The 16537-nt window shown below is 38.1% G+C and carries 11 protein-coding genes; 1 reads left to right on the forward strand and 10 read right to left on the reverse strand.

Annotation, left to right across the window (positions count from 1 at the left end; all coding sequences use genetic code 11):
• Positions 1-594: 594 nt before the first annotated feature.
• The 4 genes from L3V46_RS14595 to L3V46_RS14610 form a co-directional block, all read right to left on the reverse strand.
• Positions 595-1839 carry a prolyl oligopeptidase family serine peptidase gene (locus tag L3V46_RS14595; protein ID WP_239046090.1) on the reverse strand — a complete coding sequence of 415 codons (1245 nt, stop codon included), beginning with the start codon at positions 1837-1839 and terminating at the stop codon, positions 595-597.
• 456 nt (positions 1840-2295) lie between these two features.
• Complete coding sequence (locus L3V46_RS14600) at positions 2296-3537, reverse strand: lipase family protein (protein ID WP_239046091.1); 1242 nt, start codon at positions 3535-3537, stop codon at positions 2296-2298.
• Between the two features lie 219 nt (positions 3538-3756).
• Positions 3757-4635 carry a 4-hydroxybenzoate octaprenyltransferase gene (ubiA, locus tag L3V46_RS14605; protein WP_239046092.1) on the reverse strand — a complete coding sequence of 293 codons (879 nt, stop codon included), beginning with the start codon at positions 4633-4635 and terminating at the stop codon, positions 3757-3759.
• Between the two features lie 17 nt (positions 4636-4652).
• Positions 4653-5150 carry a chorismate lyase gene (locus L3V46_RS14610; RefSeq protein ID WP_239046093.1) on the reverse strand — a complete coding sequence of 166 codons (498 nt, stop codon included), beginning with the start codon at positions 5148-5150 and terminating at the stop codon, positions 4653-4655.
• Positions 5151-5416: 266 nt separating this feature from the next.
• On the opposite strand from L3V46_RS14610, the gene L3V46_RS14615 reads away from it, so the two are divergent.
• On the forward strand, positions 5417-6958 hold the full coding sequence (locus L3V46_RS14615; RefSeq protein ID WP_239046094.1) for a DUF4139 domain-containing protein: 1542 nt from the start codon (positions 5417-5419) through the stop codon (positions 6956-6958).
• Between the two features lie 82 nt (positions 6959-7040).
• On the opposite strand, the gene rnk is transcribed toward L3V46_RS14615, so the two are convergent.
• From rnk to L3V46_RS14645, 6 genes are all read right to left on the reverse strand, one after another.
• Positions 7041-7448, reverse strand: coding sequence for a nucleoside diphosphate kinase regulator (rnk, locus tag L3V46_RS14620; RefSeq protein ID WP_004820092.1), 408 nt, complete (start codon positions 7446-7448; stop codon positions 7041-7043).
• Between the two features lie 265 nt (positions 7449-7713).
• The gene (glyA, locus tag L3V46_RS14625) at positions 7714-8967 is read right to left on the reverse strand and encodes a serine hydroxymethyltransferase (protein ID WP_004820090.1); all 1254 of its coding nucleotides are present in this window, start codon (positions 8965-8967) and stop codon (positions 7714-7716) included.
• A 160-nt stretch (positions 8968-9127) separates the two neighbouring features.
• Positions 9128-10354: an alpha/beta fold hydrolase gene (locus L3V46_RS14630; RefSeq protein WP_034612276.1), complete on the reverse strand. Its 1227-nt coding sequence runs from the start codon at positions 10352-10354 to the stop codon at positions 9128-9130.
• Positions 10355-10871: 517 nt separating this feature from the next.
• A complete protein-coding gene (locus tag L3V46_RS14635; RefSeq protein ID WP_239046095.1) occupies positions 10872-12347 on the reverse strand; it encodes an alpha/beta hydrolase in 1476 nt (491 codons plus the stop codon).
• Positions 12348-13114: 767 nt separating this feature from the next.
• Positions 13115-14377, reverse strand: coding sequence for an alpha/beta hydrolase (locus L3V46_RS14640; protein ID WP_239046096.1), 1263 nt, complete (start codon positions 14375-14377; stop codon positions 13115-13117).
• Positions 14378-15078: 701 nt separating this feature from the next.
• The gene (locus L3V46_RS14645) at positions 15079-16341 is read right to left on the reverse strand and encodes an alpha/beta hydrolase (RefSeq protein ID WP_239046097.1); all 1263 of its coding nucleotides are present in this window, start codon (positions 16339-16341) and stop codon (positions 15079-15081) included.
• Positions 16342-16537: the final 196 nt, after the last annotated feature.

Genomic DNA, 16537 nt, shown 5'->3' on the forward strand with positions numbered 1-16537 from the left:
CAATTTCTTTTGCGACTTGAACCTTTTCGTTATTTATAGTCAAACCGCCTAATTATTCATACAAGTGATTTGAATTAAGTCTTTGATCATAAATGAAGCTTATCTCTTGTTTGAACTTTTAGAAACCGTTGGTTATTAATTCATTTTTTGTACTTTTAACGTCTAGATGGTTGTCCTACCGTGTGGCGACAGGATGTCGCCGTTGGGCGGGGGTACAGGACGTACCCCTCGCCTAACGAAAGATTTTTGTCACCTTTTCATCTCTGAAAAGTGAGGCATCGCCTACACAAAGGTATTTAAACTTTAAATGTAAAGTGTGGCATTGCTAACTTTTAATCAAATAATTTTTTACATACTATTGATTTAATTAAAAATATTGGTTAAGAATAATTATATTATTGTTTCTGAGTTTTTTGACAGATTGACTATAATTATATTCTTAGTTAAAAGTATATTAAGTTTTTCCCTTTTTATTTTAATGATTTAAGTTTTACATATTCATATAAAAAGCAGAGCTTTAATAAAAAACTCTGCTTTTTTACTTTCTATTTAACTGCTATGAACAGCAAATGATTGGATGCTTCTCTTAAACCATTATTTTGTGGTTGGCATATGCTTTTTAATAAAAGCAACCAATTCAGGATTCTTTTCAACAATCGCTTGAGTATGACTCGCATCTTTCACAGGTAAGAATGTTACATCAGTACCCATATCTTTTAAGCGTTGTTGTAATGCTTCTGTGACAGGATAAGGTACAGCCATATCAGCAGTTCCCTGAATAATCATCACAGGACTATTAATTTTCTTGGTTGCAGGTTGGTTCTCAGCTAAGAATTTTTTTACCGTCGGATTTTCTTGGAAATTATCGACTAATCCAGGATAGTCTAAAACAGTTTTTCCGCCATTCTTAACAATATAATCACGGATATCATCGGCAAATTTATTATGCAATTCATCTAGACATAAGCCATTTTCACCCGTTGAACCTTCCGCAAATTCTGCAATATTTTTTGAACGATCTTTGAAAACTTCTCGATAATTTAACTTAGGTTCATAGGCAGTCACACCAACTGTGGTATAAGCAGCATATGCCAATAATTCAGCATAAACTTCAACAGCAGTACCTACTGGGGCTGTTCCAGCTTGTTCTTTTTGAAGGATATCTCGAATTGCTTGTGGCGCAACGACAGAAATAATATAACCCAAACTTGAGGCAGGTGCGCCTGCGACAGCACCTTTGTAGTTGGAGTCGGTATTGGAAAATTCAGCAGTTCCTAAAGAACCATGCCCACCCTGCGATTGGCCAACAGACATCCACTGACCATTGATCTGATTACCATAGCGCTCTTTATATGCTTTCACTGCATAAATCGCTGAATTTGCTTCACTCTTTAAATTTAGATATGGATGCATACCTGGTGTGCCCAAGCCTTCATAGTCTGGGGCAATAATCACATAACCCTCATTTAACAGGCTTTGTGCCATATTTTTAAATCGCGGATTAAATTTATTTCGACTTGGCGCACAACTATCACCCACACCGACTGTACCATGCTCCCAAACCACAACTTTCCAACCATCTGCAGGTCGTGTTGTTTTGGGAATGAAAACCATTGCTGTGGCTTTTTTGGTTTCACCAAGTACATTTGGCATATTATAAGTCATCACTTTGACTGATGTAGCCTCATTGATTACATCTGAATTATATGTATTTTCAGATACATAATTCTTATTTGAACCCCAGTTATTCCAGTTATTATCGTCATCATTACATGCAGTTAAAAATAATACTGAACCGCAGGTCATTGCCAATAATGTTCGTTTAAATAATGTTTTCATTCAAATTCCTCAGTTTTTATTGTTTGAACAACTCCGTGTTCAAGCTACTAATTAAACATAAAAAAATGTATCTTGCTAGGATACTTTTAACCAAAGAGTAAAATAATATATAGATACAAATACTTATCTTTAATTTAAATTCGATTAAACCAAATTCATGCAATAGAAACGCCAACATCAGTCATTAAACCATCCCACGGATTACGCAGAAATACATCATTATGGATCATAGAAATAGCTCAAAAAAAATGTGCTCTCGAATGCCAGTTGAGAGAGATAGTGATCATGCTTCGTAAATAGCCTTGATCAAAAGCCAATCAAATCTTCTTTAAAAGCGTATAAATGAGCATATATAAATATAAAAAAAAGCAGAGTTTCGATGGAAACCCTGCTTTTTCTATAAATTGCTAATCCCTATTTAACTACCAAGAAAACCCAATAATTTTCTAAAAATAATTATTTCGTAGTCGGCATATGTTTTTTAATAAAATCAACCAGTTCAGCATTCTTCTCCATAATCGCTCCAGTATGCGTTGCATCTTTCACAGCTAAGAATGTGACATCTGTTCCCATTGCTTTTAGGCCCTGTTGTAATTTATCTGTAACCGTATAAGGCACAGACGTATCAGCAGTTCCCTGAATAATCATCACAGGTGTATTAATTCTTTTCGTTGCGGGTTGATTATCTACCAAGAATTTTTTCAAGGTCGGATTCTCTTGGAAATTATCAATTAAGCCTGGATAATCTAAAACGGTTTTACCTGCATTTTTAGCGGTATAGTCATTAATATCATCGACAAATTTTTTCTGCAAATCAACAAAGCATAAACCGTTCTCCCCCGTTGAACCTTCTGCTAATGCAACAATACTTTTTGAACGCTCTTTAAACACATCTCGATAATTAAACTTAGGCTCATAAGCAGTCACGCCAACAACAGCAAAAGATGTATAGGTCAATAACGTAGCATAAACTCCAGCTGCAGTACCTACTGGTTTTTTCCCTGTTTGCTCATCTTGAAGAATACCTTGAATCGCTTTCGGTGCAACATCAGCAATAATTTCCCCCAAACTTGAGGCTGGTGCGCCTGCCACAGCACCTTTATAGTTGGCATCATTATTGGAAAATTCTGCTGTACCTAAAGACGCTTGTCCGCCCTGAGATTGCCCGACCGACATCCATTGACCATTGATTTTATTACCATAACGCTCTTTATATGCTTTCACTGCATAAATTGCTGAGTTTGCTTCGCTCTTTAGATTTAAATATGGATGCATACCTGGCGTGCCCAAGCCTTCATAATCAGGGGCGAGAATCACATAGCCTTCTTTTAATAAGCTCTGTGCCATCGGTATAAATCGATCACTAATTTCATTTCTACTCGGTGCGCAACCATCACCCACACCTACAGTACCATGCTCCCAAACCACTACCTTCCAACCATCAGTAGGTCTCTTGGTTTTTGGAACAAAAACCATAGCTGTAGCTTTCTTAGTTCCTCCAAGTACATAGGGCATATTATAGGTCATGACTTTGATTGATTCAGCCTCAGGCATGCGACCTAAATTATAGGTACTTTCAGACACATAATCTTTATTTGAACCCCAGTTATCCTTGTTATCATCATCATTACATGCAGTTAAGAATAATACTGAACCGCAAGTCATTGCCAATAGGGTCTGTTTGAATACTGCTTTCATTACAAATTCCTCAATTTTTTTATTGTTTGAACAGCTCCGTGTTCACCCTTAATTAAGCATAAATAAATGCGTCTTGCTACAATATTTTTTAATAAAACGGAGAAATAACTCACATTTATAAATTATTATTTTTCTTTATCTCGTGAAATTTCATCAATATTTCGTATTATTATAAATACAGATGAAATTCCAACAGTGGTTTATTTTAATAATTTAAAATCAAAATAATGCAATAAAAATACCAACAAAAATGATTAAACCAACCCAACGGTTATGTCTAAATGCCCAAAAGCATAGTTGTGGATCGCGCGCTTTGGTTTTTGTCCATTGATAAATAAAATCTGCAACAACCAATAACAAGGCAATCAAGCCAAATGGAATCAATATATTTTCTAAATACAATGCTGTACCAATCAACAAGACACTGGTCAATTGCAATAAAGAGATGATCTGAATATCGTATTTTCCAAAAAGAATGGCAGTTGATTTCACACCAATTTTTAAATCATATTCACGATCTGTAATTGCATACTGGGTATCATACGCCACCGTCCATGCTAAATTGCCAAAATAAAGCAACCAACAGGTCCAGTCTAAAGGTTTTCCCATTGCGGTAAACGACATCGGAATGCCCCAAGAAAATGCCATCCCTAAGACCACTTGTGGTAAATGGGTATAACGCTTCATAAAGGGATAAATAAAGGCGAGGACTAATCCTGCAAGCGCGCAATAAAAAGTTGCGATCGGTAAGAAAAACAAAGTACACGCACTGGCGACCACCAAACCAATAAACACCCAAATCGCTTCTTTGGCTGAGATCACCCCAGTAGCCAAAGGGCGATTTTTAGTTCGTTCCACATGTGCATCTACTTTACGATCAGCAAAATCATTGATCGCACAACCAGCTGCGCGCATAAAAATTGTCCCCAAGACCATTGCAACCAGTGTCACAATATCGGGGATACCTTCTGCAGCAATCCATAATGCCCACATGGTCGGCCATAAAACCAATTCTGTCCCAACTGGTTTATCAAAACGACACAGATAATAATAAGCTTCTAAGCGTTGTTGCCAAGTGGTGTGTTGCGCGATCGACATGACAGTCCTTCAATACTCTATTTTGAAATATGCTGTTGTTGTAAAAATTGCTCAAAAGCAGGTAAAAAAGTTTCTTGAACAATAAATTTACAACCATGCCAAGTATAACAACTTTGACGTGTCCAACCTTCTGCTAATTTTAAAACACGCCGTTCACACAGTGGATTGGTACGTTGAAATAAGAACTTTCCGATCGGCTTGGTTCGAATATGCTTAAACAAACGTGCTTTGCCATGGATACTGAGAATAGGAAAAATACTTTTTGCTTTGACCCATGGCTGTGCATCACAACCAAATAAGTAACTTTCACGTACCCATGAGGTGTGTTGCTGTGGCATCAACATCCATTGACTATCCAGCATACTCATTCTTTGATAATGCTCTTGAATCGGTTGAACTTTAAAAACACCACCCGCGACATCAGTCAACTGCTGAGTCAATGAACCTTGTGCATACAACCATGTTTTTAATTCAGGAGGAAACGTCTTATCCCGTATTGTGCATGATTGTTTCAATGTTCAGCCCTTCAAATTTTGGATGACTTAGTGTAACTGAAATTTTTTGTTTTGTTTAAATTGATCTGCTAAATACCAAATTTGCATGAATAATCCATCAAAAATAAAAACAATGAAACGCGGGATTCAAGTGAAAATTAATATAACTTTATTTCATCAACTTCGCACCAACTGGTTTTCTCTTTTAATCACTATTTTGATTTGTATCACTTTCTGCTACATTTTAAATATTAACACTGATCTCAGGTATTTTAGGGCCTCGCATAATGAATATAAAAACAGCACTACAACTCAGCATTTTATGCATTCCTTCAACATATAGCTTTGCACTTAACTTATCCAATTCACCGATTCAACAAGTCACACTGTATCCTACACTAGCAAAAATTGAACGAACCATCCCGGTACAAGCAGGAGAACAACTCGTTACCTTGAATGGTCTTGCGGCAAACTTCAATATCGATCAACTGCAATATCAAAGTAGTAATATTGAAGTCAATGCGGTTTCACATACAGATAGCGCACTGGATAAACCTGCTGGAAATGAGTCTTCTCAATTGCGCAATAATATAGAGGATATTAAAAAGAAAATTTCTGAACAAAACTCAATTATTCAAGCGGCTGAATTACAAAATAAGTTTTTAGAAAATGTCATTAAAGGCTCTGCGCCAAAAGTACGTAAACAAGCCTATGAGGCCTTTATTGCGATTGATCAAGCCAAAGCTGAAAAAGAAAAGTTACAACAACGTTTACAAGAACTTGAACAAGACTTAAATGCCATTGGCGACAGCGAGTTTAACCAACGCACACTTAAGTTTTATGTCAATGCCCCGCAACGTGGTGAAATTAAAATTAGCTATATGGTGCCTTATGCACGTTGGCAACCGATATATAAAGCCGAATTAAACACCCAAACCAAGCAAATTAAACTCACCCGTATGGCAATGATTGCACAAAAAACTGGGGAAGACTGGAACAATGTTAAATTGGCGTTGTCCACAGCAACACCGCAAAACTACGTTCAACAAGTGCAGCCACAACAATGGTGGGTCAACTATTATGAACCAGAACCTGTACGACCAATTTATCCCGTTGCACCAGCACCTATGGCTTTAGCTGAAATGAGTTATGATGAAAAGTCGACAGCTAAGGCCAAAAAAGCCCCGCCTCAATTTCCACAATTTCAAGCGGCTGATTTAAATTTTAGCACTGAATTCCGTTCAGAAACCAAAGCCTCCATTCCCAGCAGCCAACAGCAAATCTTTTTACCTTTAAGTACTGAACAATATCCCGCAAAACTTTCAGTTTGGGCAATTCCTAAGCAAAGCACTCAAGCGACAATTAACGCTGAAATTTCAAAACTTGATCAAAATTGGCCTTCTGGAACAGTAAAACTTTATCGTGATGGCGACTATATTGGACAAAGAGCTTGGAGCAATAGCGCAGATGAAGCACTTCAAATGAGCTTTGGTACAGATGATCAAATTCAAGTTAAAGTGACTGATTTAACCGATAAGAAAAATCCAGTCAAAGGTACTCAATCTGAAACCATCCGAAAACAGCAATATTCAGTGCAAAACTTACATAGCTACCCAATTCAAGTCACAATTTTTGAAGCTGAACCACAAAGCCAGAACGGTAAACTCAGCACACAATCAACCTATAATATCCCACCGACCGCAACACAATGGAATGGGCAACCCAATATCAACCAATGGCAAATTGATTTAAATCCAAAGCAGATTTATAAATTAGATATCCAGCATCAATTTAAATATCCAAGCAAAGGAAGAACTTCAGGGTTTTAACTTTAGTTTTTATACAAAATTTAGCCCAGTCATGACTGGGCTTTTATTTTAATCAGCTAAATGCGGTTAATTTTGATAAGTATTAGAGATAATCGCCTTCTCTTTCAGGCTGATATAATATTTTTTCAATTTTTACTTTCATCAAGTGACCATCAGGCTGCGGCCATTCTATTTCCTGTCCCTCAGCCAAGCCAAGAATTGCGGTACCTACAGGTGCAACCACATTGACCTGCCCTGCCTCTCCACGAAAATCATGCGGATAGACCAAGGTAATTTCGGTTGCTTCCGTAGAAGGTGCAATGGTGATTAAAACCTTTGCATTCATCGTCACCACATTGGGCGGCATATCTTGAGGTGCAACCACATCTGCTCGTGCCAATTCCTCTTCTAAATGCTGCATTGTCACAGTCAACTTCGACTGATGTTCCAACATCGTTTCTAAGCGATGTAAATCTTGTTCTGAAATAATAATATTTGGTTTACTAGCCATGTGCCTAATTCCTTCGATCTTTCACATCATTTGGGTATAGCAGCGATGTTTATAATGGGTCTGTTGACATTTCATAAATGAATTAAGCCACAAGCCGTAAATTTCAGCATGCAACCTGTCTGTCGGAAACGTGAAACGAAGTATCAATAAACTCCAATAATCTACTTCTTTTATAACAGATATTTTCTGCAATGTTTAAGCTTTTAAACTTATTGAACAACCATAAAAAAAGCCCCCTTGAGAGGAGGCCTTCTCAAGTTAATGCTTATTTAGCATAAACGGGGAATTTTGCACAGACTGTTTCAACTTTCGCTTTAACCGCATTGATAACAGCTTCATCACCTTTTGCATCGAGGATATCCGCAATCCAACCTGCCAAGTCGCGAACTTCAGCTTCACCAAAACCACGTGTTGTTACTGCTGGCGTACCGATACGGATACCAGAAGTGACAAACGGAGAACGTGGATCATTTGGTACCGCATTTTTGTTGACCGTAATATGAGCAGCGCCTAACCAAGCATCAGCATCTTTACCTGTCACATCTTGCTTAATTAAAGACAACAAGAATAAATGGTTTTCTGTACCACCAGATACAACATCATAACCACGTGAAATCAATACTTCAGCCATCGCTTTAGCATTTACAACCACTTGTTTTTGATATTCTTTGTATTCAGGCATCATTGCTTCTTTAAAGCAAATTGCTTTTGCTGCGATCGCATGAACCAATGGACCGCCTTGGTTACCCGGGAATACAGCAGACTGAAGTTTTTTCTCAATTTCTTCGTTTGCTTTTGCAAGGATTAAACCAGAACGTGGACCACGCAAAGTTTTATGCGTAGTTGTGGTTGTTACATCAGCAATTTGCACTGGACTTGGGTATACACCAGCAGCAACTAAACCAGCAACGTGAGCCATATCTACAAATAAGTAAGCGCCAACTTTATCCGCAATTTCACGGAAACGTTGCCAATCTACAATTTGGCTATATGCAGAGAAACCCGCAACGATCATACGTGGTTTATGCTCTACAGCTAAACGCTCAACTTCTTCGTAATCAATTTCACCAGTTTCTACATTTAAACCATATTGAACAGCATTATATGATTTACCAGAGAAGTTGACTTTAGCACCATGAGTCAAATGACCACCATGCGCCAAGCTCATGCCTAAAACAGTATCACCTGGGTTAAGTAAAGCAAGATAAACTGCTGAGTTTGCTTGAGAACCTGCATGTGGCTGAACATTTGCATAGTCAGCACCAAATAATGCTTTAGCACGATCGATCGCCAATTGTTCGATCACATCAACATATTCACAACCGCCATAATAGCGCTTGCCAGGGTAACCTTCCGCATATTTGTTAGTGAGTTTTGACCCTTGTGCTTCCATAACAGCTGGTGAGCAATAGTTTTCAGATGCGATTAACTCAATATGAGCTTCTTGACGGGCATCTTCTTGAGTGATTGCTTGAGCAATTTCTGGATCAAATTCAGAAATAGAGATATTGGCGAACATTAGCGAGGTCCTATGAATTAGGGCTTTTAAGCCGTGCTAAGATTGCGCGTATTGTAGCATGAAGTTTGTAATTAAACAGAATGAAGTTTGCTCCGTTTTAAATAAAAATGGCTCATGTTGAAAACATAAGCCATTTGCTCAAATCTACAATTTAAAATCGTTATTGCGCTGCAAACATTCCTTTTACATCAGCCACAATATTGTCGATATTCAAGGCATAAGCCGTACTATGATCCCATGTAGGATTGGTAATGTAATTCACCTGCGTCGTCAGTGCTTTCGCCGTACCGTATAAAGTATCTGTTGCCACTTTCGGTACAGTAGTATCTGCGCCCCCCTGATAAATAATCACTGGTGTTTTGACGAGCACTTGCAACGGTTGTGAGTCTTTCTCTAGGAAAGTTTTAACGGCTGGCAAAGACATAAAGGTATCGGTTGTTCTTGGATAATTTTTCAATGAGCCATTGACTGCCGCATATTGCCCCATTGCCACGCCAAACTGTTGACCAAGTGTATCATAACAAACGGATTCAGCATTTTTTGCGATTGCATCGGTTGGCACTTTGAATACTTGGCTATAGTCTAAAGTTGGGTTTGAATTACGTAAACCCGCTGCAATCAACGCTGTAAATGTATCCAATGATGCATAGACTGGAATTTGTTGTGCTGGTGGTGCATCTGCAACTGATAATTGCCCCGCATTTAAAATTAAACTCAATTGTGAAGCAGGCGCGACTGCAACTGTACCTTTATAATCTAAATTGGCACGATCAGCATATTGTGCAGCACCTAAAGCTGCTTGACCGCCTTGAGAATGCCCAACAGTCACCCATTTTTTCGATACTTTATTACCTAACCAGTTACGTGTTGCGACCACCGCATCTGTAATCGAGTAACCTTCACTTTTTACATTTAAGAATGGATGGAGTTCAGTTCCACTCGGTTCGCCTAAACCTTCATAATCGGGTGCAACAACCACATAGCCTTCTGCAAGGAATTTAGAAATCATTCCTTTAATATAAACATTCATTGCGTTACGGCTTGGTGCACATATATCAGCGACACCAGTTGTACCATGTGCCCAAACCACGATAGGCCAACCTGAAGCTGGTGGTGCAGTTTTAGGAGTAAATACCAATGAGGTTGCTTGTACTTCAGTTCCCTTCACCCCTTTCATTTTATAGGTCATCACTACACTATCTGCTGCCACCGTAGAAAAATCTGTCTTGGTGTATGCTATAGGTGTGCCAACAACAGGGTTTGCGATAGTGTTTAGATCCGTATTTGAAGGTGATTCATACGAATTTCCCCCACTACCACCGTTATTACACCCGGATAAAACCAAACCTGAACTTAGAATTAAAATTGATAATGCATTTTTTTTCATGTGACTTATTCCTTAAAGCACAATTTTTTTAAAGTTATATATACGGCTGAGCACGTATAATTCTTTCATAAATACGTCAAAAAAATCTGTTATACAAGTTTTTTTCTTATTATTTTTTAAACATTATTCAATAGATTAAAATGTGCGTCTTCTTCCAAAATCGAAAGCAAAGCAACAGCATTTTTTAGCCTTTGATACCAATATCAAAATTTAAATTTTTAAGTATTAAAGTTTTTCATATTTAAAATCAACAACATAATAATTAATAAAATCTTTTCCCAAGCTACAGCTTATTTTGACTCTCATTTTATTTCTAACTTATGTCTTATCGCAACGCTAACCGCTCACCTCTACAGAAAACATTGAACAATCATGCGAAGTATAAATAGCAAGATCAAATAATCATTTTTCTAACAATCTTTTTTATGAGATTTAAACATAGGTCACAAAAATGCCCTTATCAACCAATAATAAGGGCATTTTTTATTGTTACAATAAGTACTCAATACTCAAAAGATTAATCAGCAAGTAAGGCTTTTATATCTTTTAACAAGTTTCCATTTTGAACATGGGTCGCATGTATAGTGACGTGCCTCCAAGTCGGATCAGTTCGGTAATCAATTTTGGTGTTTAAAGCACGGGCTTGTGCCACCAAAGCATCAGTTGCCTGTTGGTATACGATCGTATCCGCCCCCCCTTGATAAATAATAATCGGGGTTTTTACTTGCGTTTGTAGTGGTTGTGAATCCTTATCTAAAAATTGCCTTACAATCGGATTATCTTTATATTCCGCTTTTTTACGCCGTATAAAGTTGACTATAGGAGCTCCTAATGGCCTTTCAGTCCTATTTGTCCGGTCAGTAAAAGCCAACACTACCCCTGCAAGACAACGTTCTTCTGCCCGTGCAGCTGGGGTATCATACGGTGTGTTGAATAAGTTAGTATAAACAGGCTCGTTTGGATAAAGACTTTTCATCCCCGCAGCCATAAAGGAAGTTAAGGCATCTAGCACTGGATATCCGAGCATTTGCTGATTTCTAGTCTTGCCCGCCAAATCCTTTTCTGTTATGTCTTCAAGCATTTCTAAATTATTTGCTGGCGCCAAAGCAATAGCACCCTTATAGTCCATATTGGCACGCGCCGCATATTCTGCTGCACCCAATGCGGCATGCCCCCCTTGCGAGGCTCCAGCAACAACCCATTTATTGGATACTTTATTGCCTAACCAGCTTTTAGTTGCCACCACCGCATCGGTAATTGAATTGGCTGCACTCTTTAAATGCAAAAACGGATGCATTTCCTGACCACCTGGCTCACCCAAACCTTCATAATCGGGAGCAACTACCACATAACCTTCTTTAACAAAGCTATCGATCATATCATGAGTAGATCGATCTTCGCCTAGAATGGTAGTGGTGATTAATTTCATTCGACTCGGTGCACATTGGTCAATAACACCTGTTGTACCATGTCCCCAAGCCACGATTGACCAGCCGCCAGCTGGCGGTGCAGTTTTAGGGGTAAAGACCAATGCGGTTGCCTGAGTTTCTGTTCCTTTGATGCCTTTCATTTTATAAGTCATCACCACACTGTCTGCTGCATTTGGTGGATTTTCTGCTGCACTCTGATATGCGCTTGGTGTACCCACCACTGGATTTTCAATGTTGTTGACATCTACATTTGGCTTTTCTTCAGGTGGTTTTTCTTCACCCGGTTTTTCTTCACCAGGTTTTTCTTCACCCGGTTTTTCTTCACCAGGCTTTTCTTCACCAGGCTTTTCTTCACCCGGTTTTTCTTCACCCGGTTTTTCTTCACCCGGTTTTTCTTCACCAGGCTTTTCTTCACCAGGTGGGATGACTTCACCAGGCTTTTCTACAATAGGTTTTTCATCATTTGAACCAGTGGATGAATTATTACTGTTTCCATTGCCACCACAGGCACTTAGTAATAGACCAGATCCAACCAACATGATTGAGAGTAAATTTAATTTCATTTGATTCATCCTTGCATATAATAATTTTTAGTATTTTGAATGAATATTTGATAACAAAATTGAATGAACTTAAATCGTCCAAAAGAACTAATTTATTCAAAAATTTTAATAATAATATATAGCTAAGAGTAATAGTTTTGCTACACAGTAAAAATGCACAGAAACTTTTCGTACCTATCCCCTATTCTAATAATCTCTGCCAACAGACCCTATAAAAAGGCCAGAATAAATCTAAAACTTGTGCCTTCTTTAACATCGCAAGAAACACCCGAATTGATTGAATTCAACTTAAAAATCTCAAAGAAAATACCAAGCGACCGTATTCTGAAAAAGCAGATCGAGCTTATAAATTTAAAAACGTGCAAGCATTTAAAATGCTTTGTAGAAACGACGCCCTTTATTCAAGCTAAAGATCTTGTGTCACTTTTTGAGCAGAATTTTGGCTATTCCGCCTCTTATCCAAATATCTTGTATGCTTTAAAAAATTAGGCTGGTACATAAAGTAAAAGCGCTCGCAAGTAAAAATCAAGTCAGCTTGGCCTATTTACCTACCTATAATCCTGATCTAAATCCGAATTTATTTTTATTATTTAATTTTCAATCAATTTAAAAATAAAAAATGCTTTTGCTAAACAAATCATATCGGTATTGAAAGCCGCTTCTCCCTTTCAGGGAGAAGGTTAGGATGAGAGGATTTATTGTTGATCTATGCTTTTAAAAAGAACTGATAAAAGAAGTCTATTGTTAGAACCAAAACACACTCACAATTAATTGGCAAGCAGCGTTTTAATATCTACTAGCAATTGCCCGTTTTCAACATTATCCTTGAATACAGTGACGTGATCCCAATCAGGACCTTTTCTATAATCAATTTTGGTGGTCAAAGCGCGCGCCTGTGCTACCAAAGCATCTGTTGCCCGTGGTAATACGATCAGGTCTTTGTCGCCCTGATAAATAATAATCGGGGTTTTAACCACAGTTTGTAGCGGTTGCGAATCTTTATCTAAAAACTGCCTTACAATCGGATGCTGGGTATACCCCTGATTTTTACGTGGATAATCCGTTAAATTCCCCTTCGGTAAAAAGTAATTAACCATCGGCGTGGTAAAGTTATTAACCATGTCTATCAGACATTGTGATTCTGCTTTTTCAGCAACTTTATCTGTTGGTGACTTAAATACCGTACTGTATACGGGTTCAGTTGGATAAATACTTTTCATACCTGCCGCCATAAAAGCCAATAATGTATCAAGTGCCGCATAGCCTGAAATTTGACCAAACACAGCCCTATCTGCCAAAGCCATATCTGACAAGCTTTCAATCATTTCCAGATTATTTGCGGGTGCCATTGCGACTACACCCTTATAGTCCATATTGGCACGTGCTGCATACTGTGCCGCACCTAATGCTGCATGACCACCTTGCGAGGCTCCAACAACTGCCCATTTATTCGATGTTTTATTACCTAACCAGCTTTTGGTTGCTACCACCGCATCGGTAATCGAATAGGCTTCACTTTTTACATGCAAAAATGGATGTATTTCTTGACCACTTGGTTCACCTAAACCTTCATAATCGGGTGCGACCACCACATAGCCTGATTGAACAAAACTATCGATCATTTTCTGAGTATGTACATCTGGAAGAAACCCTCCCACGATTAATCGATTTCTACTGGGTGCACAATTGTCGGCAACACCTACAGCACCATGTGCCCAAGCTACAATCGGCCAACCTTCAGCGGGTGGTACAGTTTTTGGGGTAAATACCAATGCGGTTGCTTGAGTTTCTTGCCCTTTGATACCTTGCATTTTATAGGTCATCACCACACTCTCTGCGGCATTTGGCGGATAATCTTCTGTAAACTTATAGGGTAATGGTGTGTTCACCACTGGGTTTTGAATCTTGTTTATATCTGTATTTACATTTGAACTTGTAGATGGATTATCGCTCTTATCATCACTACCATTACAGGCACTCAGCAATAGACCTGATCCAATCAACATGATTGAGAGTAAGTTTAATTTCATTTATTTCATCCTTGCATATAATATTTTTTAGTATTTTGAATGAATATTTGATAACAAAATTGAATAAACTTAAATCGTCCAAAAGAACTAATTTATTCAAAAATTTTAATAATATATAGCTAAGAGTAAAAAGCTTGCTAGACTATAAAAAAGGCCAGAATAAGTCTAAAACTTGTGCCATCTTTAACATCGTAAGAACGACCCGAAATGATTGAATTCAACTTGAAAATCTCAAAAAAATACCAAGCGACCGTATTCTGAAAAGCAGATCGACCTTATAAATTTAAAGACGTGCAAGCATTTAAAATGCTTTGTAGAAACGATGCCCTTTATTCAAGCGAAAGACCTTGAGCCACTTTTTGAGCAGAATTTTGGCTATGCTATCTCTTATCCAAATATTTTGTATGCTTTAAAAAATAGGCTGGTCACATAAAGTAGAAGCGCTCGCAAGTAAATATCAAGTCAGGTTAGCCTATTTACCTATCTATAGTTCTGAGCTAAATCCGAATTTATTTTTATTATTTAATTTTCAATCAATTTAAAAATAAAAAAATGATCCTATTAAATGAATCATATCGCTATTGAAAGTACCTTCTCCCTTTCAGGGAGAAGGTTAGGATGAGGGGATTTATTGTTGATCAATCGTTTTAAAATGGACTGATAAAAGAAGTCTATTGTTAGAAGCAAAACCCACACAAAAATTAATTAGCAAGCAAGGTCTTAATATCCACTAGCAATTGCCCGTTTTCAACATTATCCTTGAATACAGTGAGGTGATCCCAATCAGGACCTTTTCTATAATCAATTTTGGTGGTTAAAGCACGTGCCTGCGCCACCAAAGCATCTGTTGCCCGTGGTAATACAATCACATCTTTGTCTCCCTGATAAATAATAATTGGGGTTTTAACCACAGTTTGTAGTGGTGGTAGGTCTTTATCCAAAAATTGCCTTACAATCGGATGCTGGGTATAACCTTTGTTTTTTCGTGGATAATTCTCTAAATTCTCGTTTTTACCCAAATATGTAAACATTGAGTTCGACATACTATTAGCCATGTCCAGAATACATTCTGATTCCGCTTTCTCAGCAACTTTGTCCGTCGGTGATTTAAATACGATACTATAGACAGGCTCAGTCGGATAAACACTTTTCATCCCTGCCGCCATGTAGGCAGTTAAAGTATCTAGTACAGAATAACTTAAAATTTGATTAAACAGCCCCCTCTGTGCCACAGCCATATCTGATAAGCTTTCAATCATTTCCAGATTATTTGCGGGAGCAAAAGCGACAACACCTTTATAGTCCATATTGGCACGGGCTGCATACTGCGCTGCACCTAATGCTGCATGACCACCTTGCGAGGCACCAACAACTGCCCATTTATTCGATGCCTTATTGCCTAACCAGCTTTTGGTTGCTACCACCGCATCGGTAATCGAATAGGCTTCACTTTTTAAATTTAAAAAGGGATGTAGCTCTCTCCCACTCGGCTCACCCAGCCCTTCATAATCGGGTGCAACCACCACATAGCCTGCTTGAACAAAACTATCAATCATTTTCTGAGTATGTACATCCGGGAGGAGACCCTCCACGATTAATCGGTTTCTACTTGGCGCACAATCGTCTCCTACTCCCACCGTACCATGTGCCCAAGCCACAATCGGCCAACCTCCAGCGGGTGGTTCTGTTTTAGGGGTAAAGACCAATGCAGTTGCTTGAGTTTCTTGCCCTTTGATACCTTGCATTTTATAAGTCATCACCACACTTTCTGCTGCATTTGGTGGGTAGTCTTGTGTAAACTTATATGCTACTGGTGTATTGACCACTGGATTTTGAATGTTGTTGACATCTGCATTGACATTTGTACTTGTAGATGAATTGCCCCCCTTGTTATCACTACCACCACAGGCAGTGAGAAATAGACCAGATCCAAGCAACATTATGGTGAGTAAATTTAATTTCATATGATTCATCCTTGTTTATCATTTTTTCTATTACTTTATTGCTAACAAATCATGTGTTAGCACGATCCCCTTAGATCGCTGATCTTTTGCTTGATGACTTTTTAAATTACGTCACAACTACACAATATTTAAGCTCAGCTTTACTATAATTTAGCCATAAATAAAAATATGGCAAGTGAAATTTGATCTTCAAGCA

It is taken from the genome of Acinetobacter sp. AG3 (assembly GCF_022343575.1).
GTDB classification, from domain to species: Bacteria; Pseudomonadota; Gammaproteobacteria; order Pseudomonadales; family Moraxellaceae; genus Acinetobacter; species Acinetobacter guillouiae.